The 21,515-nt window shown below is 67.3% G+C and carries 19 protein-coding genes; 9 read left to right on the top strand and 10 right to left on the bottom strand.

What is annotated here, in order from left to right; genetic code table 11:
• The first annotated feature begins 108 nt into the window (after positions 1-108).
• Complete coding sequence (locus tag AC1Q6X_RS03770; RefSeq protein ID WP_492495216.1) at positions 109-999, top strand: LysR family transcriptional regulator; 891 nt, start codon at positions 109-111, stop codon at positions 997-999.
• On the opposite strand, the gene AC1Q6X_RS03765 is transcribed toward AC1Q6X_RS03770, so the two are convergent.
• Positions 996-2,078, bottom strand: coding sequence for an ATP-binding protein (locus tag AC1Q6X_RS03765; RefSeq protein ID WP_492495214.1), 1,083 nt, complete (start codon positions 2,076-2,078; stop codon positions 996-998). The genes AC1Q6X_RS03770 and AC1Q6X_RS03765 overlap by 4 nt on opposite strands.
• Complete coding sequence (locus AC1Q6X_RS03760) at positions 2,078-2,827, bottom strand: response regulator (protein WP_070221491.1); 750 nt, start codon at positions 2,825-2,827, stop codon at positions 2,078-2,080. Before AC1Q6X_RS03760 ends, AC1Q6X_RS03765 begins: the two co-directional genes overlap by 1 nt.
• Positions 2,828-2,960: 133 nt before the next feature.
• On the opposite strand from AC1Q6X_RS03760, the gene AC1Q6X_RS03755 reads away from it, so the two are divergent.
• Genes AC1Q6X_RS03755 through AC1Q6X_RS03745 form a run of 3 tightly spaced genes read left to right on the top strand, consistent with a single transcriptional unit; the run spans position 2,961 to position 8,671 of the window.
• A complete protein-coding gene (locus AC1Q6X_RS03755) occupies positions 2,961-4,118 on the top strand; it encodes an efflux RND transporter periplasmic adaptor subunit (protein ID WP_070221490.1) in 1,158 nt (385 codons plus the stop codon).
• Positions 4,119-4,151: 33 nt separating this feature from the next.
• Positions 4,152-7,298, top strand: a complete 3,147-nt coding sequence (locus AC1Q6X_RS03750; RefSeq protein ID WP_492495211.1) for a multidrug efflux RND transporter permease subunit — start codon at positions 4,152-4,154, stop codon at positions 7,296-7,298.
• Positions 7,298-8,671, top strand: a complete 1,374-nt coding sequence (locus AC1Q6X_RS03745; RefSeq protein WP_492495209.1) for an efflux transporter outer membrane subunit — start codon at positions 7,298-7,300, stop codon at positions 8,669-8,671. The genes AC1Q6X_RS03750 and AC1Q6X_RS03745 overlap by 1 nt, the downstream gene beginning before the upstream one ends.
• An 8-nt stretch (positions 8,672-8,679) precedes the next feature.
• Here AC1Q6X_RS03745 and AC1Q6X_RS03740 read toward each other — a convergent pair whose 3' ends face one another.
• Positions 8,680-9,366, bottom strand: coding sequence for a DAPG hydrolase family protein (locus AC1Q6X_RS03740; RefSeq protein WP_492495207.1), 687 nt, complete (start codon positions 9,364-9,366; stop codon positions 8,680-8,682).
• A 4-nt stretch (positions 9,367-9,370) separates the two neighbouring features.
• Complete coding sequence (locus AC1Q6X_RS03735; RefSeq protein ID WP_492495205.1) at positions 9,371-10,552, bottom strand: MFS transporter; 1,182 nt, start codon at positions 10,550-10,552, stop codon at positions 9,371-9,373.
• A gap of 134 nt (positions 10,553-10,686) precedes the next feature.
• Between AC1Q6X_RS03735 and AC1Q6X_RS03730 the strand changes: the two genes are divergently transcribed.
• Positions 10,687-11,445, top strand: coding sequence for an IclR family transcriptional regulator (locus AC1Q6X_RS03730; protein ID WP_070312871.1), 759 nt, complete (start codon positions 10,687-10,689; stop codon positions 11,443-11,445).
• A gap of 198 nt (positions 11,446-11,643) precedes the next feature.
• Here AC1Q6X_RS03730 and AC1Q6X_RS03725 read toward each other — a convergent pair whose 3' ends face one another.
• Positions 11,644-13,119 carry a phage tail sheath family protein gene (locus AC1Q6X_RS03725; RefSeq protein WP_492495203.1) on the bottom strand — a complete coding sequence of 492 codons (1,476 nt, stop codon included), beginning with the start codon at positions 13,117-13,119 and terminating at the stop codon, positions 11,644-11,646.
• 193 nt (positions 13,120-13,312) lie between these two features.
• On the opposite strand from AC1Q6X_RS03725, the gene AC1Q6X_RS03720 reads away from it, so the two are divergent.
• From AC1Q6X_RS03720 to AC1Q6X_RS03705, 4 genes are all read left to right on the top strand, one after another.
• Entirely contained in the window at positions 13,313-14,593 is a 1,281-nt protein-coding gene (locus tag AC1Q6X_RS03720; RefSeq protein WP_492495201.1) for an arsenic transporter, read from the top strand.
• A 45-nt stretch (positions 14,594-14,638) separates the two neighbouring features.
• Positions 14,639-15,268 carry a Rossmann-fold NAD(P)-binding domain-containing protein gene (locus tag AC1Q6X_RS03715; RefSeq protein WP_492495200.1) on the top strand — a complete coding sequence of 210 codons (630 nt, stop codon included), beginning with the start codon at positions 14,639-14,641 and terminating at the stop codon, positions 15,266-15,268.
• A gap of 47 nt (positions 15,269-15,315) precedes the next feature.
• Positions 15,316-15,777 carry a GNAT family N-acetyltransferase gene (locus tag AC1Q6X_RS03710; protein ID WP_492495198.1) on the top strand — a complete coding sequence of 154 codons (462 nt, stop codon included), beginning with the start codon at positions 15,316-15,318 and terminating at the stop codon, positions 15,775-15,777.
• A gap of 163 nt (positions 15,778-15,940) precedes the next feature.
• The gene (locus tag AC1Q6X_RS03705; RefSeq protein ID WP_492495196.1) at positions 15,941-17,230 is read left to right on the top strand and encodes a glycosyltransferase; all 1,290 of its coding nucleotides are present in this window, start codon (positions 15,941-15,943) and stop codon (positions 17,228-17,230) included.
• Here the strand turns inward: AC1Q6X_RS03705 and AC1Q6X_RS03700 are convergent.
• The 5 genes from AC1Q6X_RS03700 to gstA all read right to left on the bottom strand — a co-directional run bounded on the left by AC1Q6X_RS03700 (position 17,227) and on the right by gstA (position 21,435).
• On the bottom strand, positions 17,227-18,177 hold the full coding sequence (locus AC1Q6X_RS03700; RefSeq protein WP_492495194.1) for a DUF2145 domain-containing protein: 951 nt from the start codon (positions 18,175-18,177) through the stop codon (positions 17,227-17,229). The two genes, AC1Q6X_RS03705 and AC1Q6X_RS03700, sit on opposite strands and share 4 nt — an antisense overlap.
• Positions 18,174-18,605 (bottom strand): hypothetical protein, encoded by a 432-nt coding sequence (locus AC1Q6X_RS03695; RefSeq protein WP_070224319.1) that lies wholly within the window; start codon positions 18,603-18,605, stop codon positions 18,174-18,176. Before AC1Q6X_RS03695 ends, AC1Q6X_RS03700 begins: the two co-directional genes overlap by 4 nt.
• 92 nt (positions 18,606-18,697) lie before the next feature.
• Positions 18,698-19,495 carry an HDOD domain-containing protein gene (locus AC1Q6X_RS03690; RefSeq protein ID WP_227741955.1) on the bottom strand — a complete coding sequence of 266 codons (798 nt, stop codon included), beginning with the start codon at positions 19,493-19,495 and terminating at the stop codon, positions 18,698-18,700.
• Positions 19,496-19,645: 150 nt separating this feature from the next.
• The gene (locus tag AC1Q6X_RS03685) at positions 19,646-20,752 is read right to left on the bottom strand and encodes an acyl-CoA dehydrogenase family protein (protein WP_492495192.1); all 1,107 of its coding nucleotides are present in this window, start codon (positions 20,750-20,752) and stop codon (positions 19,646-19,648) included.
• Positions 20,753-20,820: 68 nt separating this feature from the next.
• A complete protein-coding gene (gene gstA / locus AC1Q6X_RS03680) occupies positions 20,821-21,435 on the bottom strand; it encodes a glutathione transferase GstA (protein WP_121669246.1) in 615 nt (204 codons plus the stop codon).
• Between the last annotated feature and the right edge of the window lie 80 nt (positions 21,436-21,515).

The following is a 21,515-nucleotide window of genomic DNA, read 5'->3' as shown; positions in this document are numbered from 1 at the left end:
TTCCTTTCAAAAAAAGATGCAAGGAGTATGGATGAAGCAACAGCATGCGATAAGATGGCTAATCCTGCATGCATTACTGAATTATTCTCATGAATTTTTTCCTCGACAATGGCTGACCTCAACGAATTGACGGCCTTTGCCGCCGTCGCCCGCCTGCGCAGCTTCCGCAAGGCGGCATTGGAGCGGGGCGTGTCCGCCTCCGCCCTCAGCCATGCATTGCGCGCGCTGGAAGAGCGCCTGGGCGTGCGCCTGCTGAACCGCACCACGCGCAGCGTCACGCCGACCGAGGCGGGGCAGCAGCTGCTGGCGCGGCTGGCGCCGGCCATGCGCGAGATCGACGATGCCTTGCAAGACTTGAGCGCCTTGCAGGATGTGCCCGCAGGCACGCTGCGCCTGAACGTGCCCCGTCCGGCCGCCCGGCTGCTGCTCGCGCCCATGCTGGCCGGTTTTGTCGCGCGCTATCCGCGCGTGCAGGTCGAAGTGGTCACCGATGACGGCATGATCGATATCGTGCGCGACGGTTTTGACGCGGGCATCCGCTTCGGCGAACAGGTGGCGGCCGACATGATCGCCGTGCCCGTGGGCGCGCCGCAGCCGTTCGTGGTGGTGGCGTCGCCCGCCTACCTGGCGGCGCATGGCGCACCAGGCACGCCGCGCGACTTGCTGGCGCACGCCTGCATAGGCCGGCGCTTTCCCAGCGGGCGCCAGTATGCGTGGGAGTTCGGGCAGGATGGGGAAGCCGTCAGCATCGCCGTCGGCGGTCCGCTCGTGTTCGACGATGATGAACTGATGCTGCGCGCGGCCCGCGACGGGGCGGGACTGGCCTATGTGTACGAAGCCGATGCGCGCGCCGATATCGCGGCGGGCCGGCTGGCGTGCGTGCTGGAGCGCTGCCTGCCGCCGCCGTCCCGCTACTTCCTGTACTACCCGGGCCGGCGGCAGATGCCGCCCGTGCTGCGCGCCTTTGTCGACATGGTCCGCACCGACGGTCTTGCCTAGGCGGCCGGCGGCGCGCCGTGCTCGACCGGCCACTTGACGGTAAACACGCTGCCGCCCGCCTTGCCGCGCGTGCAGGCCGCGCTGCCGCCATGCGCGCGCGCGATGGCTTCGACCACGGCCAGGCCCAGGCCGCTGCCCGCATGCGGGTCGCCGCCGTCGCTGTCGCCGCGGCGAAACGCCTCGAACACGTGCGGCGCCAGTTCCTTTGCAATGCCGGGGCCCGCATCCTCGACGCTCAGGTAGTACTGGCCGGCCTGCACGCGGGTGCGCACGCGCAGCAGGCCCGGATGCGCATAGCGGCGCGCGTTGTCGAGCAGTGCCAGCACGATTTGCCGGATGCGCGCCGCGTCGCAGCAGACGGGATGGTCGGACAGGTGCAATTGCAGCGTAAAACCGGCCGCTTCCATTTCCTGCGCCAGCAGGCGGCCCACTTCCTCGATTTCCAGGGTCAGGTCCGTCCACGCCATGCGCAGCTGCATGTGGCCGCTGTCGGCCAGGCTCAGGGTGCGCAAATCCTCGATCAGGCGGCCCAGGTCCTCGACTTGCGCCAGCAGGCTGGAAAACGGCACTTCCTCGGGCTTGAAGACGCCGTCGACGACGCCCTGCAAGGTGCCGCGCAGGATGGTCACGGGCGTGCGCAGTTCGTGTGCGATGGCCGCATTCCACGTTTCGCTTTCCTTGGCGCCCCGCTGCAGGCGCTCGGCCATGCTGTTGAAGTCGTCGACCAGCATGGCCGTCTCGCCCAGGCTGCGGTCGCCCGCGAAGGCGCGCGCGGACAGGTCGCCGTGGGCCACGCGGCGCACGCTGTCCATCACGGAATTGATCGGTTTTAAGATGCGCGCGGCCAGCTTGAAGGCGAAAAAGGCGGCCAGCCCCAGGCCGAAGATGGTGATGGCAAAGATCCACAGCCATTCGACGGTGCTGGGCGACCAGTCGTCGGGCTCGGACAGCATGCCGGGATCGATCTTGAAGGCGACGGCGAAGAAGATCCACGAGCCGATCCAGATGATCAGGATGCTGCACACCATCAGCACGGACATCGACAGCACGATCTGCCGGTTCAGGCCAGTGAAGCGCATCAGAGCTCGCTTTCCAGGCGGTAGCCCACGCCGCGCAGGCTGGCCGGCATGTTCATCACGCCCGCTTCCTCGAGCTTCTTGCGCAGCTTGCTGACGTGGCTGTCCACCGTGCGTTCCATCGAATTGCTTTCGGGCATGCACGACTCCAGCAATTCCAGGCGGCTGCAGACGCGGCGCGGCGTGCGCGCCAGGTGCGCCAGCAGGCGAAATTCCGTCAACGTCAGGCTCAAGGGCACGGGCGCGCCGTCGCGCAGCACGCTGGCCACGTACGTTTCCTGGTCGATCTCGATGGGGCCGCAGCGCAGGCGCTGGCCGCCGACCGGGTGGTGGCGCACGCGCGAACGGCGCAGCACGGCCGCCACGCGGGCCACCACTTCGGCCGGATTGAAGGGCTTGATGATGTAGTCGTCGGCGCCCACGCGCAGGGCGGCCAGTTTGTCGGCATCCTGGTCGCGGGCTGTGAGCATGATGACGGGCGTTTCGCCGCGCCGCCGCACTTCGGCCAGCACGGCCCAGCCGTCGACGCGGGGCATTTGCACGTCGAGCAGCAGCAGGTCCGGCGCCAGCGCCAGGTGCTGCTGCAGCGCTTCCTGGCCATCGAGGGCGAAGGCCGTGCGGTAGCCGTCGCGCTCCAGATAACCGGCGAGGATGCGGGCGATTTGCGGTTCATCTTCGGCGATCAGGATGAGGGCGGAAGGGGGCGTGGTAGCAAGGAAAGAGGGCTGGCTGGCGCTGTGATGATAGTTCATGCAAATAGTCTAGCATTCTTCTTTCTCTCCATCGAATCTCCACATTTCTTTGACGAAATGTCCACCTTGGCCTTTTATGCTGCGCTTATCTGTCGACCGGACCGCCGGTTGGGATCTGCCATAGAGAAAGACCATGCATCCGAGCCACTTCACCAAGAAAAACATGTTGATCGCCGCGGCACTGCTCAGCCTTGCCGCCTGTTCCAAACCCGCGCCGGACGAGGCGGCCGCGCCGCCCGCCGCCGTCACCGTGCTCAAGCTGCAAGCGGCGCCCGTCGTCCTCAGCGACGAATTGCCGGGCCGGGTGGCCGCCTTCCGCACGGCCGATATCCGCCCGCAGGTGGGCGGCATCGTGCTGCGCCGCCAGTTCAAGCAGGGCGCCGACGTGACAGCGGGACAGAAGCTGTTCCAGCTGAACCCGGCGCCATTCCAGGCGGACGTCGATTCGGCCGCCGCCGCCCTGCAGCACGCGGTGGCCACGGCGAACCGCGCCAGCAGCCAGGCAGACAGGCTGAAACCGCTGGTGGAAGCGGACGCCATCAGCCGCCAGGCGTATGACGACGCCGTGGCCCAGCGCGAGCAAGCCGTGGCCACCGTGGCGCAGGCGCGCGCGACCCTGGCGCGGCGCCGCCTGGACCTGGCCTTTGCCAGCATCGAGGCGCCGATTGCCGGGCGCATCGGTTCCGAACTGGTGACCGAAGGTGCGCTCGTAGGCGTGGCCGATGCTGCGCCGATGGCGCGCATCCAGCAGATCGACAAGGTGTATGTCGACGTGCGCCAGCCGGCCGCCGCGCTGGCCGCGCTGCAAGCCTCGGGTACGGGTGGCGCGGACAAGCTGCCCGTGACCATTCTGGGCGCCGACGGCCAGCCGCATCCCGTCACGGGCCGCATCCTGTTCTCGGGCATCAGCGTCGATGCGGGCACGGGCGACGCCGTCATCCGCGTGCTGGTCGACAATCCGCAGCGCCAGCTCTTGCCCGGCATGTTCGTGCGCGCCCGCATCGCCCGCGCCGTGCAGGCCAACGGCGTGCTGCTGCCGCAGCAAGCCGTCTTGCGCAGCAGCGGCGGCCAGGCGCAGGCCTGGGTGCTGGACGGCACGAACAAAGCCAGCCTGAAACCGATCGCCGTGGGCGACGTGGTCGAGCACCAGTATGTGGTCAGCGGCGGCCTGAAGGCGGGCGACACCGTCGTCATCGAAGGCCAGGAACGCCTGCAGCCGGGCGCCACCGCCGCGCCGCAGCCATGGAAGCCGGCCGTCGTGGCAGCCGCAGCTGCCGCCAAAGCGCATTGATGCGCCATTTGAATCCAATGAAAGTCTAACGACATGCCTCAATTTTTCATCAACCGCCCCGTCTTTGCGTGGGTGGTGGCGGTCTTCATCGTCCTGTTCGGACTGATCGCCATACCGCAATTGCCGATTGCGCGTTTTCCTTCCGTGGCGCCGCCCAGCGTCAGCATCAGTGCCGTGTATCCGGGTGCCACGCCGCAAACCATGAACGATTCCGTGGTGGGCTTGATCGAACGCGAACTGTCGGGCGTCAAGCACCTGCTGTATTTCGAGTCGTCCACAGATACCTCGGGTTCGGCCTCGATCACCGTCACCTTCCAGCCGGGCACGGACCCGGAAATGGCGCAGGTGGACGTGCAAAACCGCCTGAAAGCCATCGAGCCGCGCCTGCCGCAAGCCGTGCGGCAAAACGGCTTGACGGTGGAATCGGCGTCGTCCGGCTTCCTGATGATCGTCAGCCTGATTTCCGAGAATGGCCAGCACGATGAAGTGGCGCTGGGCGACTACCTGGCGCGCAACGTGACGGAAGAGCTGCGCCGCATTCCCGGCGTGGGCAAGGTGCAGCTGTTCGGTTCCGAGCGGGCCATGCGCATCTGGGTCGACCCGGCCAAGCTGGTGTCGTACAACATCGCCATGGGCGAGCTGACGGCCGCCATCGCGCAGCAGAATGCGCAGATCGCCCCGGGCCGCCTCGGCGATTCGCCCGCCGTGCACGGCCAGCGCGTGACGATTCCGCTGACGGTGCAGGGCCAGCTGCAAACCCCGGCCGAATTTGCCGCCATCGTGCTGCGCGCGAACGCGGATGGCTCGAAAGTGACCATCGGCGACGTGGCGAAAGTGTCGCTGGGCGCGCAAAGCTTCAATTTCAGCATACGCGAAAACGGCCAAGCCGCGTCGGGCGCCGCCATCATGCTGTCGCCCGGTGCCAACGCCGTGCAGACGGCGGCCGCCGTGCGCGCGCGCATGGCCGAACTGGCGCACACCATGCCGGCCGGGATCAAGTACTCGGTGCCGTTCGATACGGCGCCGTTCGTGAAGATATCGATCGAAAAGGTCGTCGTCACCTTGCTGGAGGCGATGGTGCTGGTCTTCCTCGTCATGTACCTGTTCCTGCAAAAGATACGCTACACCCTGATTCCCGCCATCGTCGCGCCGATCGCCCTGATGGGCACATTTACCGTGATGCTGATGGCCGGCTACTCCGTCAACGTGCTGACCATGTTCGGCATGGTGCTGGCCATCGGCATCATCGTCGATGACGCCATCGTCGTGGTGGAAGCGGTCGAGCGCCTGATGGCGACCGAAGGCCTGTCGCCGAAGGAAGCGACGTCGAAGGCGATGCGCGAAATCACAGGTGCCGTGGTCGGCATCACCCTGGTGCTGACGGCCGTGTTCATCCCGATGGCCCTGGCCAGCGGTTCCGTGGGCGCCATCTACCGCCAGTTCACGCTGGCGATGGCCGTGTCGATCCTGTTCTCGGCGTTTCTGGCCTTGACCCTGACGCCGGCCCTGTGCGCCACGATGTTGAAACCAATCGGACCGCATGACCATGATAAAAAAGGCTTTTTCCTGTGGTTCGACCGCCAATTTGAGCGCATGACGGCCCGCTACGAAAAAGGCGTGGTGGCGATGCTGAAACGCGCTGGGCGCTCGATGGTGCTGTACGGCGCCATCGTCGCGGCGCTGGGCGTGGCCTTCATGCAGCTGCCGTCGGCCTTCCTGCCCGAGGAAGACCAGGGCTACTTCATCACCTCGATCCAGCTGCCGTCCGACGCCACCATGGAGCGCACGCTCGATGTCGTCAAGCTGTACGAGCAGCACGTGGCCACGCGCCCCGGCATCGAAGTGAACCAGTCGATCCTCGGCTTCAGCTTTTCCGGCGCGGGACCGAACGCGGGCCTGGCCTTCACCATGCTGAAGGACTGGAAACAGCGCAACGGCGCCACGGCGCAGGAAGAAGTGGCGCTGGCGCAGGCGGCCATGTCGCAGGCGAAGGAGGGCGTGATCATGAGCCTGATGCCGCCCGCCATCGATGAACTGGGCAATTCGTCCGGCTTTTCGATGCGCCTGCAAGACCGCGCCAGCCAGGGCATCGCGGCCCTGCAGGCGGCGCAGAATCAGCTGCTGGGCCTGGCCGCGCAAAGCAGCAAGGTGGCGGGCGTGTATCCGGACGGCTTGCCGCCCGGCGCCAGCGTGCGCCTCGATATCGACCGCACCAAGGCCGAAGCGCTGGGCGTATCGTTTACGGCGATTGCCGACATGCTGACGGCGGCCATGGGTTCGACCTATGTCAACGATTTCCCGAACGCGGGCCGCATGCAGCAGGTGATCATCCAGGCCGACGCGCCGTCGCGCATGCAACTCAACGACGTGCTGGCCTTGCGCATCCGCAATAACGCGGGCGGCATGGTGGCCTTGGGCGAACTCGTGCGCCCCGTGTGGAGCGAGTCGCCGCTGCAGCTGGTGCGCTACCAGGGCTACCCGTCGGCGCGCATTTCCGGCAGCGCGGCGCCCGGCGTGTCCAGCGGCGACGCCATGCTGGAAATGGAGCGGCTCGTGAAGCAATTGCCGCCGGGCTTCGCGCTGGCGTGGACGGGCCAGTCGCTGCAAGAGAAGGAATCGGCGTCGCAGGCGCCCATGCTGATGGCGCTGTCGATGCTGGTGGTCTTCCTCGTGCTGGCGGCCCTGTATGAAAGCTGGTCGATTCCCGTCTCCGTGATGCTGGTGGTGCCTTTGGGCTTATTGGGCGCCGTGCTGGCCGTGATGCTGCGCGGCATGCCGAACGACGTGTTCTTCAAGGTGGGCATGATCACCATCATCGGCCTGTCGGCGAAGAATGCCATTCTGATCGTCGAGTATGCGCGCCAGTTGCAGGCGCAAGGGCGTGGACTGGTCGAGGCGACGGTGGAAGCGGCCCGCCTGCGCCTGCGCCCGATTTTGATGACGTCATTGGCGTTCGCGCTGGGCGTGGTGCCGCTGATGCTGGCCACGGGCGCCAGCGCCGAGACGCAGCACGCGATCGGCACGGGCGTGTTCGGCGGCATGATCACCGCCACCGTGCTGGCCGTATTTTTCGTGCCCGTGTTCTTTGTCGTGGTGCTGGGCGCCGTCGACAAGATGGGCACGTACTTCAACAAACGCAGTGATCGCATCGCCGTCAAGGCGGTGGAAGGAGAGTTGTAATGCGTTTATTTTTTCTCACGCCCCTGGCCGCGCTGGCCTTGTCGGCGTGTTCCCTGACGCCGCCGCTGGTCAAGCCGGCGGCACCGATACCGGCCAGCTATGCAGAGATTGCCGCGCCAGCCGCGGCCGACACCGCGGCCGACCTGGGCTGGCGCCAGATGCTGCTCGATGCGCGCCTGCAGCGCCTCGTCGATATCGCGCTGGAAAACAACCGCGACTTGCGCGTGGCTTCGCTCAACGTGGAAGCCGTGCGGGCGCAGTACCAGATCCAGGATGCGGGCCGCTATCCTGTCGTCGGCGCGAATGCGGGCGGCGTGCGCCAGCGCGGCGCCGATGCCAAGGTTCAAAACACGTTCACGGCCGGCATCGCCATGAGCGCGTTCGAGATCGACCTGTTCGGCCGCCTGCGCTCGCTGTCGGACGCGGCGTTTGCCCGCTATCTGGCCACACAGCAGGGCCAGCGCGCCGCGCATATGGCCCTGATCGGCGCCGTGGCCGACGCCTACCTGGAGCAGCGCCTGGCCGAGGAACAGCTGGCGCTGGCCCGGCAAACCCTGCTTGACTGGCGCCAGGCGCTGCTCCTGACGCAGCGCCTGCACGGCGCGCAGCAGGGCAGCGGCCTGGACGTGGCGCAAGCCGAAGGGCAGGCGGCGACAGCGGAAGCGGACGTGCAGGCGCGCGTCCGGGCCAGCTCATTGGCGCGCAACAACCTGGAACTGCTGCTCGGTGCGCCGCTGCCCACGGACTTGCCCGCCGGCCGGCCGCTCGATGGCCAGCCCGTGCTGACGCAGCTGCCGCCAGGCCTGCCGTCGGACTTGCTGGCGCGCCGGCCCGACATCCTGCAAGCCGAATATGCGCTGGCGGCGGCGAATGCGGAAATCGGCGCCGCGCGCGCCGCCTTCTTCCCCCGCCTGTCCTTGACGGCGTCGCTGGGCTTTGCCAGCCCGGAACTGGGCGACCTGTTCCGCGGCAGCGCGCGCAGCTGGTCGTTCGCGCCGCAAGTGACGCAGCCGCTGTTCCAGGGCGGCCAGCTGCGCGCGGAACTGCAGCTGTCGCGCCTGCGCAAGGACGTGGCCGTGCTGCAGTACGAACAGGCGATCCAGGCGGCGTTCCGCGAGGTGCGCGACGGCCTGGCCGGCAGTGCCACGTTTGCGCAGCAGATCGCCGCGCAGGAGCGCGTGGTGGCGGCGGCGCGGCAGCGTCAGCGCCTGTCGCAGCTGCGCTACGACGCGGGCCAGGACAGCCGCCTGGAATTGCTCGACGCGCAGCGCCAGTCGTATGCGGCCCAGCAAGCCCTGCTCGACGCGCGGCGCGACCAGTTCAAGTCGGCCGTGGCGCTGTACAAGGCGCTGGGTGGCGGCCTCGAGGAGTAAACCTCCGTCTACCAGGGCAGCGCCACGGGCACGCTGTCGCGGTGCTTCGCCTGGTAGTGGGAACGCAGGAATTGCGCCAGGAAGGTGAATTCGTTGTAGCAATGCATGAGCAGGGCGCGGGCGAATGCATCGGGGAAGAGGGCGGCGATCTCTTGCGGGCTGTGGCCGGCGTCCGGCAAGTCCTGGCCCATGTAGAAATGGCTGCGCAAGGTCATGCCCCAGGCCGTGTCGCGGCCCATGTGCAGCAGGCGCCCGCCGATGACGGCGCCGTCCGCGGTGCGGGGCGGCGCATAGCTCATGCCCACCCTGGCGCACACGGCGGCTGAAATGCGGCCCTCTGCCCGCGCCGCCTCGTATTGCCGTCCCTCGAAGAATTCACGGGGATCGCGGAACTGGATGGCCAGCTGTTCGGCCGGCATGCCGCTGAAAAATTCTTCCGCCAGATGGATGGAGCCGATGTGCGTCCCGGCGCTGCCTTCAGCCCAGCCGCTGGCCAGGTGGTCGACCGGGTGCCACATCAGGTAGCGCTCCGTGTCGGGCCGCGAGCGGAACCACCATTCAAACATCTCGCCAGTGCAATTTGGCAAGTCGGTGCGGCACGCCACGTGCAGCACGCCGCTGGGCAGCCGTTCAAAGCCCGTTTCCAGCGCCAGGGGAGCGGGCTGCAGGAGGGCGTGGACGTCGTTGAGATCCATGGTCTTACCTTTCAGTGTGGGTGGTGGAAACAGCGGTGGTGCCGGCCGGGCGGCGGCGCAGCAGCGGGGCGGCCGCCACGGCCGCGCCCAGCAGGGCCAGCGCGGCCGTGGCGGCAAACATCGTGGCGTGGCTGCCGGGCAGATACGTCATGAAGGAAGAGAGAAATTGCCCGCCGAAGATGGCCATCGACAGATAGGCGAGGTTGCGGTTGCGTCTGGGCAAGTGGCTGCGCTCGACCGTCATGTGCGTGCACAGCGGCACCGACAGGCCAAAGCCCATCCCCAGCGCCACGGCGCCGGCCAGCAGCATGGGCAGCGCGGCGGCCCCCGCAAACAACAGGTGTGCCAGTGCATAACAGGCGAAGGCGGCGCCCAGGGTGCCGTGTTCATGCAGGCGCCGGACCGCCTGGGGCATCAGCCAGGCGGCCGCCACGGCCACCAGCGACACGAAGGACAGCAAATACCCGGCCCGGTCCTCGCTCCAGCCCAGCTGCTGCAGGCGCAGGGGCAGGATGATGATGGCGGCGAAAAACACCGTCATGGAGAGCGCCGCCAGCGCATGGACGAAGAGCAGGGCGCGCGACGGGCCGGGCGCTGGCGGCGCGCCATCCATGCCGGCATCCGGGGCAGGGGCAGGTGCCGGCACGCAGCGCCAGGCGCATGCCAGCAGCACCCACGAAGCCAGATACAGCAGGAAGGGATAGCGCCAGCCCGCCGTGGCCAGCAGGCCGCCCAGCGCGAGGAACAGCACGCCGCCCAGTTCGATCGTCATGCCTTGCCTGGCGATCATGCGCAGCCTTGCCTGGCCGCTGAACAGGGCCGAGATCAGCCCCGTGCCCGATGCCATCACCAGCGCCGTCGGCGCGCCCAGCAGGAAACGGTTGGCGAACACGGCAACGTGCCCATGCAGGAACATGCCCGACGCCCCCAGTAAACCGTACAGGAACAGCCCCGCCAGCAGGCTGCGGTGCAGTCCCAGGCGCTGCATGAGCATGGCGGCGAAGGGGCCGGACAGCACCACGCCCAGCGAGGGCAGCGTGACGAGCCAGCTGGCGGCGTCGGCCACGCCGAGCCGCGCGGCGATGGACGGCAATCCCGGGACCAGCACGCATCCCACCATGATGGTCAGGCTGGCAACGGAAAGGAGCGTGCACGTTGCTGTCTTCGATATACTGCGGCTGGACATGCGCCTCCCCCGGTGCTTACGTTAAAAACCGTTAATCGGAACACTGTTCCGAATGATGGAACAATTATAGGGCCATGTACAATGCCGGTCAATGCCATCACGGCAGCTATCGTCATGCACAATTGGGTAAAGAAATGAGTGAAGAAAACGAAGGCAATAGCGGCAAGCAAGTCATTGCGCGCGCGGCGGCGGTGCTGCGCGCGCTGGAAAACCAGACGGGCGGCCTGAGCCTGGCGCAGATCGCCAAGGGCGCGGACTTGCCGCGCACCACGGTGCACCGCATCGTCGCCGCGCTGGAAGCCCAGCAACTGGTCAGTTCCGGCGCCGGCGGGGTGAAGCTGGGTCCGGCCATCGCGCGTCTGGCGGCGTCGGCGCATACGGACGTGGTGGCGGTCCTGCGGCCGTATGCGGAAGCGTTGGGCCGGCGCACGCGCGAAACGGTGGACGTGTGCGTGTACCGCGGCCTGCATGCGGTGTCGGTGGACCAGTACTGTTCCGACCATGAACTGCGCGTCGTGTCGGCCGTGGGAACGGCCTACCCGATCCACTGCACCGCGCATGGCAAGGCCTTGCTGGCGCGGATGCCGGAAGACGCGCTGGCCCGGCTGTTCGGCGAACGCCTGGAAGCGCGCACGGACCAGACCATCACGGCGCTTGCGCAACTGCTGCCGCACCTGGAACAGGTACGCGCGCAGGGCTACGCCGTCGATATGGAAGAGCACGCGCCGGGCGTGTGCGGCATCGGCGTGGCCCTGAACACGGGGACGAGCGAGCGCTACGCGCTGTCGCTGGGCGTGCCGGCCCTGCGTTTCCACGCCCAGCGGGAACAGCTGCTGTCGGCGCTATTGCAGTGCAAGGCGGAAGTCGAAGCCGTGCTCGGCGTCAAGCCGTAAGCGCCGATCGGGCGCTTGCGCGCCAGGCTCAGCCCGCTTGCTGCACGTGGTCGCTCCAGAGGATTTCCCTAAAGTTCAGCTTGAACTGACCGGACGGCAGGTCGTCGGGATGGCTTTCCAGCTCGATTTCGCTGACTGACAGATATCACCATCGCCCTCAAGTGAGCGGGGTAAGCCCGGCAGGCTGCGCCCGCTGCCTCACGACTTCTGCATTTGCTGCTGGAAGGTGAGCTCGATGAACTCGTCCGGGCGGCTGATGGCGACCAGGACGGTGACCCGCAAGATGCCTTCCAGGATGTCGTCGGGCGTCATGGTTTCACCCAGGCCGACGTGTACGCTGAAGGCATCGTCCGGTGTGGCGCCCGCCAGGCCGCCGCGCTTCCAGATGGCGGTCAGGAAATTGCACGCCATGCTGTGCACGGCGACCCAGGTAGCGGCCACGTTCGGCTCGAACACATACGCCTGGATCGCCAGGCGCAGCGACTCTTCGAGCATGATTATGGTGCGGCGCACGTTGATGTAGCGCCAGTCGAGGCTGTTGCCGTCGAGGGTGCGCGCGCCCCACACCAGGGTGCCTTCGCCTTCGAAGCTGCGGATGGCGTTGACCGACTTGCCGCTGCTGCTCACGTTGAGGTCTTCCTGGTCCTCGTGCGTGATGTTGACGGCCGGCGCGCTCACTGCCACCAGGCCGATGTTGGCCGGCGCCTTCCACACGCCGCGCGTGTTGTCGGTCATGGTGTACAGGCCTGCCATCGCGGCGCCTGGCGGCAGCAGATTGAGTTGGCCGTGCATGGCCAGCAGTAGTTGCCGGTACAGGGGACTCATGGCGCGCAGTGAGTTATCGATGGCGGCGATGCGGCCGGCCTGACCGTTTTCTGAAGACTGCGCGATGGCCATTTGCTCGAACAGGGCCGACACTTGCCGCTGCCCGCCGGCGTCCAGCGGCTGCAACAGCACGTCTTGCAGCGCACCCCACTGGCTACGGCGGATGTGGGTGAAATTGAGTTCGTCCAGCGAAACGACCGTGGCCTGTACCCACGGATAGTAGGCGGCGCCAAAGGCCAGCGAGTCGCTGCCGATAGCGTCCCGGAAAGCGGTCACGGGTCCATCCGTCAGCGGCGCCGCCCCATGGTGGATGTCGAGGATGGCGAAGCGGTTCCGCATCTGTTGGCCGCAATGCATGAGCATGTGCCTTTGCAGCGCATGGCAGTCGTCCAACGCCAGCAGCATGGCGTCGGGCACGGCCAGCAGCGTCGCGCCCGGCTCCCGCAGCAGCGCATCGATGCCGGCGCACAATGCGCCGATGTCCGGCGTGTCATGATAATCGCCGACGGAGACGATATAGCAGGCGCCGCCGCCATTCATGAAGAAGAGCAGTATGCTGTGATACAGCAGGAACCGGCCGGCGGCCTGGCGCAGCGTGCACGACGCGCCAGCCGCGCGGCCCGCCTCCAGCATGAATTCGGGCACGGGCGCGCCGCCGAAGCAGGCTTCAAATTCCGCCATCGAGCTGATGCGCCATGGTTGCTTGCGCAGGGAGCGGCCGTCGTGGCTGGCGATGGCGGTGTAGCCGACAAAGCCCGGCACGGCCGTCTCCACTTGAACGACGGCATTGGGAAACGCGTTTTGTTCCACGATATACACGCCGGGAGTCTTGTATTGCGCCATGTGCATGCTTTCCTGGTTGGTCAGAGGGAGCGGGGCTGCATCGGGTCACGCATCTGGCCACGCATTGGGCCACGCATTGGGCCAGTATAGCCAGTGATAGCACGGGCATGGGCATTTCTCGCTTTACATTTATTTGATAATTCCAGTATTATTGAAATATTGAATATTTATTCGCGCTTTTTCCTGGACCACTGCCCCCATGCTCACCGCCTTCCTGATCTTTCTCGCCACCTTAACCCTCGTCATCTGGCAGCCGCGCGGCCTGGGCATCGGCTGGAGCGCCGTCATCGGCGCCGGCGCGGCGCTGCTGGCCGGCGTGATCCACTGGGGCGACATCCCCGTCGTCTGGCATATCGTGTGGAATGCCACCGGCACGTTTATTGCCGTCATCATCATCAGCCTGCTGCTCGACGCGGCCGGCTTCTTCGAGTGGGCGGCGCTGCACGTGGCGCGCTGGGGCGGCGGCAGCGGGCGCAAGTTGTTTACCTTGCTGGTCTTGCTGGGCGCGCTGGTGTCCGCCGTGTTCGCCAACGACGGCGCCGCGCTGATATTGACGCCCATCGTCATCGCCATGCTGCGGGCATTGAAGTTTTCCGCCAAAGCCACCCTGGCCTACGTGATGGCGGCCGGTTTCATCGCCGACACGGCCAGCCTGCCGCTGGTGGTGTCGAACCTGGTCAATATCGTCTCGGCCGACTATTTCAAGATCGGCTTTGCCGAGTATGCGTCCGTGATGGTGCCCGTCAACGTCGTCGCCGTGGGCGCCACCCTGGCGGCCTTGCTGATCTTTTTCCGCCAGGATATCCCGCGCGACTATGACGTGGCGCAGCTGAAACGCCCGGGCGCCGCCATCCGCGACTTGCCCACCTTCCGCGCCGGCTGGCTGGTGCTGGCGCTGCTGCTGTTGGGCTTTTTCTCGCAAGAAGCCCTGGGCGTGCCCATCAGCCTGATCGCCGCCGTGGGCGCCGCGTTGTTGCTGGGCGTGGCGGGCAAGGGGCACGTGATTTCCACGCGCCACGTGCTGCGCCATGCGCCATGGCAAATCGTCGTTTTTTCGCTGGGCATGTATCTGGTCGTGTACGGCTTGCGCAATGCGGGCTTGACGGCTTACCTGACGGGACTGCTGAACCACTGTGCCCAGTACGGCGTGTGGGGCGCGGCCATGGGCACGGGCGTGTTGACGGCCTTGTTGTCGTCCGTGATGAACAACCTGCCGACGGTGCTGGTGGGCGCGCTGGCCATCGACCCGACGACGGCGCAGGGCGCCGTGCGCGAGGCGATGATTTACGCCAACGTCATCGGCAGCGACCTGGGCCCGAAGATCACGCCCATCGGCAGCCTGGCTACCTTGCTGTGGCTGCATGTGCTCGACAGCAAGAATATCCACATTTCCTGGGGATATTACTTCCGCGTCGGCATCGTGCTGACCGTGCCCGTGCTGCTGGCGACCCTGGCGGCGCTGGCGCTGCGCCTGTCCTGAGTTCCGTGTATGGTGGTGGCTGACAGCAACTTTAACGGGAAAGCCATGAAATTACTGCTTGTGGGGGCCACCGGCCTCGTGGGCCGCGAAGTGCTGCGCCTGGCGCTCAGTGACGCGCGCGTCAGCCAGATCGTCGCCCCCGTGCGCAAGCCCTTGCCCGCGCATCCCAAACTCGATGCGCCCCTGGTCGATTTCGACCGCTTGCCGCCCGGCGCGCCGTGGTGGCAGATGGATGCCGTCATCTGCACCCTGGGCACGACCATGAAGGCGGCCGGTACGCGGCAGGCGTTCCGGCGCGTGGACCACGACTATCCGCTGGCCGTGGCGCGCCTGGCGCTGGCGGCCGGCACGCGCGCGTACGCGCTCAATTCCGCCGCCGGCGCCAATCCCGGCTCGCGCATCTTCTACAACCGCGTCAAGGGCGAACTGGAACGCGACCTGGAGCAGCTGGGCTTCATGTCGCTCACCTGCGTGCGGCCCGGGCTGATCGGCGGCGAGCGCGCCGTGGCGCGCACGGGCGAGGGCGCCGCCTTGCGCCTGCTGCGCGTGCTGGGCCCCGTGCTGCCGCGCCGCTGGCGCATCAATCCCGCGCCGCACATCGCCGGCGCCCTGCTGGAAGCGGCGCTGGCCGCCGCGCCGGGCGTGCATGTCGTCGGTTCGGAACAGCTGGCCTGAACGCGCAGCCCGTATAATCGGCGTTCATGTTCTTTTGAGTACGCAAAATGCAAACAGTACGTCCTTACCGCGCCGGCGACCGCGACGCCTGCCTGGCTCTTTTCGACGGCAATACGCCGCGCTTTTTCGACCCGTCCGAGCGCGCGGCCTTCGTCGCCTGGCTGGAAGCATCAACGCAGCCGTATCTGGTCATCGAACGTGCGGTCGAGGGAACAACGCGCATCGTCGCCTGCGGCGGCCATGCGATCGAGGCGGGCGGCACGGTCGCCAGCCTGTGCTGGGGCATGGTGGCGCAGGACGTGCACGGCCAGGGACTGGGCCGCGCGCTGACGCAGGCGCGCCTGGACGCCATCCGCGCCGTGCCGCAAGTGGCCGGGGTGAGCATGAACACCAGCCAGCACACGCAGGGCTTTTATGCGCGCTTCGGCTTCGTGCCGGTCAAGGTGACGCCCGATGGCTTCGGACCCGGCATCGACCAGTGGGACATGATGTTGCAACTGCCGGCGTAGCCATTGCAGACAGCCATGGCGTCAAGCGGTGCTCAGATATTGATTGAAATGCCAACCTTCATCGCCTACCATCGTTGGATGTTTCAACTAGGAAAGATTCCCATGCAACCTACGTTCTTGTCCGATTTTGCACCGCACAGCTTCGCCAGGCACGGAGGGCGGCATGGCTGATGACAGCAACCCGTCGGCGCCGCTCGTCATCGTTGCCAGCAACGGCACCGGCGGCGACATGCAACCATTTATCGCGCTGGCGCAGGGCTTGCGGCAACGGGGGCGGCGCGTGCTGCTGCTGGTGCCGGGCTGGCAGGAAGCGGCTGCGCAGGCGTCAAGGCTGCCGTATCGCACCTTCGGCACGCAGGAAGAGGGGCAGGCCATGCTGGGCGACCCGGGCCTGTGGGATGAGCGCAAGGGCTGGGGCGTCGTGTGGCGCGGCCTCGTGCCGTACCTGGGCGCCGTGCGCGACGTCGTGCAAGGCTTGCCGGACGGTGAAGAGTGCGTGGTGCTGTGCCATCCCTTCCTCGTGCCGATGGCCGCCCTGGCACGCTCGGTACGCCCGGACCTGCGCATCGTCGCGGCCTATCTGGCGCCATCGAACCTGTGCAGCAGCCATGATTTCCTGGCGGCCGGCTCGCTGCGCATTCCCGCCTGGGTGCCGCTCGCCTGGCGCCAGGCCCTGTGGCGGATGATCCACCGCGGCATGGTCGATCCGGTGCTGCTGCCTGGCCTGAACAGTGCGCGCGCGCAGCACGGACTGCCGCCCGAAGCGCATTTTTTCGCGCACATGCTGGCCGCGCCCGATGCCTCGCTGGGGCTGTTTCCCGCCTGGTTCGCCGCCCCGCAGGCGGACTGGCCGCCGCATTTCGTGCAAGCCGGTTTCGCCGGCGCCGCCCCGCATGGCGCCGCGGCGCTGCCGCCGGAGCTGGAACGCTTTCTGGGCGAGGGCGAGCCGCCCATCGTCTTTACGCCCGGGACCGGGCACCAGCACGCGCAGCGCTATTTCAGCATCGCCCTGGACGTGTTGCGGCGGCTGGGGCGGCGCGGCTTGTTCCTCACGTCCCATGCGGCGCAGCTGCCGCAGCACTTGCCCCCCAGTGTCATGTGGCAGGCGTACGCGCCGTTCGCGGCCCTGCTGCCGCGCGTGGCGGCCGTGGTGCACCATGGCGGCATCGGCACCAGCGCGGATGCCTTCCGCGCGGGCATCCCGCAACTGATCGTGCCGTTCGCCTACGACCAGTTCGACAACGGCTGGCGGATCAAGCGGCTCGGCGTGGGGGATGTCTTGCTGGCCAGGCGTTTGTCGGCCGGGCGCATGCGGCGCCAGCTGGCGCGTTTGCTGGCCGCGCCCGAGGTTCAATTGGCGTGCGGCGAGGTGGCCCGCCGGATGGGGCAGGGGCCGCAGCCGGCGCACCTGCTCGATCAGGTCGAAGCGGCGTTGGCCGCCCGGACTGCTTAGGGCGTGTCGTGCGGCGTATCGTCGAGGGCGATGACGCGGTCGTGCGGGCCGGGCACGCAGCCGTCGGCGACCGGTTCCCAGCCCCGGTGCACCACCACCTGTTTGCCATCGTGACAGATTTCCACGCGCTCGCTGGCGGGCAGGCGCTGGCGCGCGAACGCTTCCAGGCTGGCCGGCAGGCTCACTGCCAGCCGCATCGTGCCGATGGCTTCGGGCGGATGGTCGTCCATGTGCACCAGGGGCACGAAGATGGAACCGAGCATCAGCCAGCGGGCGCCCACGTCGACGGCGGCGGGGTTGTAAGGCGCGGCGCGCAGCCAGTCCTGGGCCCGCGCGCGCAAGTCGCTGCCCGCGGCCAGCTCCCCCCAGGCGGCGGCCAGCATTTCCGCCACCCACTGATTGCAGTTCTGGTATTTCAAATTGAAGGCATACGCGTTGGCGCTGTAGCGGCCTGCCAGCAGTTCTTGCACGCGCACGGGGTCGAGCAGGGCGCGGCGCAGGGGCGGCACGGTTTCGGCCGGCAGTTTCACGAGCGAGATGTAGCCGAGCGATGGATTGGCCGTGCCCATGGCGAAACCGGCCGTGCCCTGGTCGAAGATGCGCGGACGGCCCTCGTCGCAGGCGTAGTACAGCTGGCGGGCGGACCAGCCGCTGTCGTTGTCGTGGCGCCAGGCCAGCGCCGCGTGCGAATAGCGGATGCCGAAGCGGGCCAGGTCCAGGCCGGAGCGGCTGATCAGGGCCACGCTGCCTTCGCTGGCGGCCAGTTCCTCGCGCACGACGGCGGCAAAGCGCAGCAGCCGGTCCTGTTCCGTGGCCGTGAGTTCCTGCGCGCGGTCGCAAAAGCGCGACGAGGCCAGCGAGGTACCCGCCTGGGCGGCGCCAGCGCTGAAGATGGCGCAAACGCCCAGCAGCAGCAGTGCCGGGCGGTGCGGGAGAAAACGAATCAAAGGCTGACGGGACGCGTGGCCAGTTCGCCGTACCAGTCGTCGGCCAGCACGAGGAAGAAGGCGGCGCGCGTGTCGTTGCGCGAGAATTCGATGCCGTAGGCGCGGTTTTGCGCATGCACCATGTCGCCTTGCGCCAGCTGCTGTTTGTCGAGCGCCGCCTGCGGCAAGTCCAGCACCAGCGGCGTGGCTGTGGCCTCGGCCTGCATGGTCAAGCGCGTCATGCCGTCGCGGCCCGGCACGGCGGCCACGTCGATGATGCGGTAGGGGCCATTGGCCACCTTGTTGTCGCGCGAGGAGCTGTTGCTCGAACCGTTGAGCGAATCGGATATGCTGCCGCTCGACTGGGAGCCGGCGCTGGAGGCCGAGGAAACGAAACTGTCGGCGTTGGCGTTGCACGCCATGGTCAGAGCTGCGGCCAGGCCGAGCATGCGTAGGGAGGTAGTCAAGGCAGTTTTCCAGTGCACGTCAATGAAAGCGGGCCGGGTCCGTCCGGGCCTGCGCCATCATAGCAGATCGGCCGTCAGCTGAGCAGCACCTTGATCAGGGCCTTCGCTTCGGCCGACGGCTGCGTGCGCAGCGCCTGCAGCACGGGGTCGTGCTCCAGGTAGGCCTGCAGCGGCGCGCTGATGGTGACGTAAGCCTGCGGCAGCGGCGAAGGCACGGGCGCCAGCGCCTTGGCCAGCAGCAGGGTGTCGCGCAAGCCTTCGGGCGGCAACATGATGGTGGAGCCGGGCAAGGCGTTGACGGCATCGGCCACCGACAGCGGCACGCCCAGCTGGCGCATCAGCGCGCGGCCGATCACTTCCAGCGTGGAGGCCATCTGCGTTTCCAGCTCGGCGTACAGGCCCGGGGTCTTGTCGGCCTGGGCCAGCAAATAAAATCCGGCTACTTCATGCACGATACCGGCGAACAGCGCCGTATCGGCATCCGTCTGCGTGACGGCGCCTGCCAGCGCATGCGCCAGCGCCGCCACATGCACGGTGTGCGCCCACAGCTGGGTGGCGCGTGCGCGCAAGGCTTCGTCGCGGATGCCCGCGTTCAGCTGGCGGATGACGGCCGCCGTCGCCAGCGCATACAGGTTGCGGTGGCCCAGCCGCTCGACGGCGGCGCGCACGCTGGTGATGGCGGGCGTGTGGCCGGACGCGAACATGGCCGAATTGGCCAGCGCCACGGCGCGCGCCGACAAGGTGGGTTCGCACAGCAGCAGCCGGCTGATGTCGGCCGAGTGGCAATCCGGGTTGGCCAGTTCCTTTTGCAGGAGCAGGGCCGTGTTGATACTGGTGGGAAAGGCCAGGGTTTCCGTTTCGGCGCTGGCCAAAAGTTGCGCAAGGCTGCTGAGCGTGTTGACGTGCATGGATAAGAGGGAGCGAGAAGTAGCAATGTCCCCATATTATCAGGCAATCCGGCTGGCATGGCGTTCGCATGCCCAACCGGCCATGCCCGCCATCGGGAGCTGCGTTCCAGCGCCTTATGGCAGCAGCAAGGAGTGCTGGCTGGCCGTATGGAAATCGCGCCACACGCGGTTGATGGCGCTGTCTTCGCGGGCCGCGTACAGGCCGCAGTACGGATACAGTCCATCGACTGCCGCGCGGCACGCGGCGACCAGGGCCAGCGCACGCTCTTGCACGGCCTGCATGGCGTCCGCGTCGAGCGTTGCGCCGGCAGCCACCGTTGCCCAGCTGTCATCGAGCACGGCATAAAAGCGCGCGCGGGCGGCAATGAATGCGTCTTGCTTGCCTTGCAATATGGATATCACTTCCGGCACCTCCAGCAGCGGCAGGCCGGCCCGCGCATGGCGGCGGTGGCGCATGCATTCTTCGGCCAATTCCATGAAATGCGCGGCCATGCCGGCCACGTTGGCGGCCAGGGTCACGTAGGCGAGCGAATAAAACGGGTAGCGGTACAGGGGGCCGTCGGTCGTCGCGGCCGCGGGACTGATGGTAAAACCGTGTTCCTTGCCGAGCCACTGGCCGTCGATGCGGTAGCTGTGCGAGGCGCTGGCGCGCATGCCGATGCTGTTCCACGAGGGCACCAGCCGCACCAGCGCGGCGGGCACGAGGAAGGCGCGGATGCGCGGCTGGCCTTGTTCGTCGACCAGGGGCTGGCCAGCGCGCCGCAGCCGGGCGTTCAGGGTGAAGTGGGTGGCCATGGGCGCGCCGCTGGCGTAGTCCCAGCTGCCCGTGATGCGGTAGCCGTCGCCTTCTTCCTCCGCGTATCCGGTGGCCGCGCCGCTGCCGCCCAGGCAGGCGCGCGGCGTGCCGATGATGGCGCGCGCCATGTCGGGCGCCAGAAAGCCCGCGAACCAGCCGGCGCCCGCGCACAGGGTCAGCACCCAGCCCATGCTGCCGTCGACGGCGGCCACGGCTTCTTCCAGGCGCACCACTTGCGGCAGGGGCAGTTCGGCGCCGCCCGCGCTGCGCGGCGCCAGCATCGTCAGCCAGCCGCGCCGGTGCAGCAAGGCTTGCTGCACTGGGTGCAGAAAGCGGGCGGCGTCGGCCGCCTGGGCGTGGCGCGCGATGCGCCGGGCGTCGCGCCCGGAAAGGGCAGCAAGGGTAGCGAAGGCAGCGTGCGGCATGGGCAAAGTCCGGCAATGGCGAAGGCGGGCATTTTCGCACAGAGCCGGGCGTGCCGCGACACGGCCGTTCAAGCGGCCTTGCTCAATCCTTCCGCTTCCCAAGCAGCCTTGACGCTGTCGCGCTGGGACACTCGGCCCAGGAAGGCTTGCAGATTTGCCAGCGCGGACAAGTCCACGCCCACGTTCGGCGCCCAGCCCGTGATGACGAACAGGTAGGCGTCGGCTACCGTGAACGTGTCGCCGGTCAGATAGGACCGGCCTTCCAGGCGGCTGTCCACCCACTTGAATTTCTTGCCCAATTGCTCGATGAACAAGGCCTTGGTGGCGGCGTCGAAGCGGGGATCGAACAGGGGACTGAACGATTTGTGCAGCTCGGACGTGATGTAGTTCTGCCACTCCAGCACCTGGTAGCGGGCAAAGCTGCCCACGGGCGGCAGCAGGTCCTGCCTGCCGGCCTGTTCGGCGATGTACTGGGCGATGACGGGGCCTTCGCTCAAGGTCGTCCCATCGTCGAGCGCCAGCAGCGGCACCTGGCCTTTCGGGTTGAGTTCATAGTAATTGCCGCCTTCCTGCGTGCGGTGCTGGCCCAGGTCGACCTTGGCCAGGGTGAATGGCATGCCCGTTTCGCGCAAAATAATGTGCGGTGCTTGCGAGCAGGCGCCCGGCGAGTAAAAGAGTTTCATGGCGATCCTATCCTCGAACAGGTTGGGAAGACGCCACTATAGTCCTGCGGGAGCCGCCGGTAAATGCGTGTTCGTGTGGT

This window comes from Janthinobacterium sp. GW823-FHT06H09 (assembly GCF_058794735.1).
The sequence above is the reverse complement of the archived record's forward strand: the minus strand, read 5'-3'. Positions and strand labels throughout refer to the sequence as shown.

Bases quoted from the DNA above. Each gene is read 5' to 3' on its own strand.
- AC1Q6X_RS03735 (WP_492495205.1), bottom strand. From the start codon at position 10,552: ATGTCCAGCCGCAGTATATCGAAGACAGCAACGTGCACGCTCCTTTCC.
- AC1Q6X_RS03695 (WP_070224319.1), bottom strand. From the start codon at position 18,605: ATGCTCGGCCTGGCCGCAGCTCTGACCATGGCGTGCAACGCCAACGCC.
- AC1Q6X_RS03755 (WP_070221490.1), top strand. From the start codon at position 2,961: ATGCATCCGAGCCACTTCACCAAGAAAAACATGTTGATCGCCGCGGCA.
- AC1Q6X_RS03705 (WP_492495196.1), top strand. From the start codon at position 15,941: ATGGCTGATGACAGCAACCCGTCGGCGCCGCTCGTCATCGTTGCCAGC.
- AC1Q6X_RS03710 (WP_492495198.1), top strand. From the start codon at position 15,316: ATGCAAACAGTACGTCCTTACCGCGCCGGCGACCGCGACGCCTGCCTG.
- AC1Q6X_RS03740 (WP_492495207.1), bottom strand. From the start codon at position 9,366: ATGGATCTCAACGACGTCCACGCCCTCCTGCAGCCCGCTCCCCTGGCG.
- AC1Q6X_RS03685 (WP_492495192.1), bottom strand. From the start codon at position 20,752: ATGCCGCACGCTGCCTTCGCTACCCTTGCTGCCCTTTCCGGGCGCGAC.
- gstA (WP_121669246.1), bottom strand. From the start codon at position 21,435: ATGAAACTCTTTTACTCGCCGGGCGCCTGCTCGCAAGCACCGCACATT.
- AC1Q6X_RS03745 (WP_492495209.1), top strand. From the start codon at position 7,298: ATGCGTTTATTTTTTCTCACGCCCCTGGCCGCGCTGGCCTTGTCGGCG.
- AC1Q6X_RS03725 (WP_492495203.1), bottom strand. From the start codon at position 13,119: ATGCACATGGCGCAATACAAGACTCCCGGCGTGTATATCGTGGAACAA.
- AC1Q6X_RS03765 (WP_492495214.1), bottom strand. From the start codon at position 2,078: ATGCGCTTCACTGGCCTGAACCGGCAGATCGTGCTGTCGATGTCCGTG.
- AC1Q6X_RS03750 (WP_492495211.1), top strand. From the start codon at position 4,152: ATGCCTCAATTTTTCATCAACCGCCCCGTCTTTGCGTGGGTGGTGGCG.
- AC1Q6X_RS03720 (WP_492495201.1), top strand. From the start codon at position 13,313: ATGCTCACCGCCTTCCTGATCTTTCTCGCCACCTTAACCCTCGTCATC.
- AC1Q6X_RS03770 (WP_492495216.1), top strand. From the start codon at position 109: ATGGCTGACCTCAACGAATTGACGGCCTTTGCCGCCGTCGCCCGCCTG.
- AC1Q6X_RS03730 (WP_070312871.1), top strand. From the start codon at position 10,687: ATGAGTGAAGAAAACGAAGGCAATAGCGGCAAGCAAGTCATTGCGCGC.
- AC1Q6X_RS03760 (WP_070221491.1), bottom strand. From the start codon at position 2,827: ATGAACTATCATCACAGCGCCAGCCAGCCCTCTTTCCTTGCTACCACG.
- AC1Q6X_RS03715 (WP_492495200.1), top strand. From the start codon at position 14,639: ATGAAATTACTGCTTGTGGGGGCCACCGGCCTCGTGGGCCGCGAAGTG.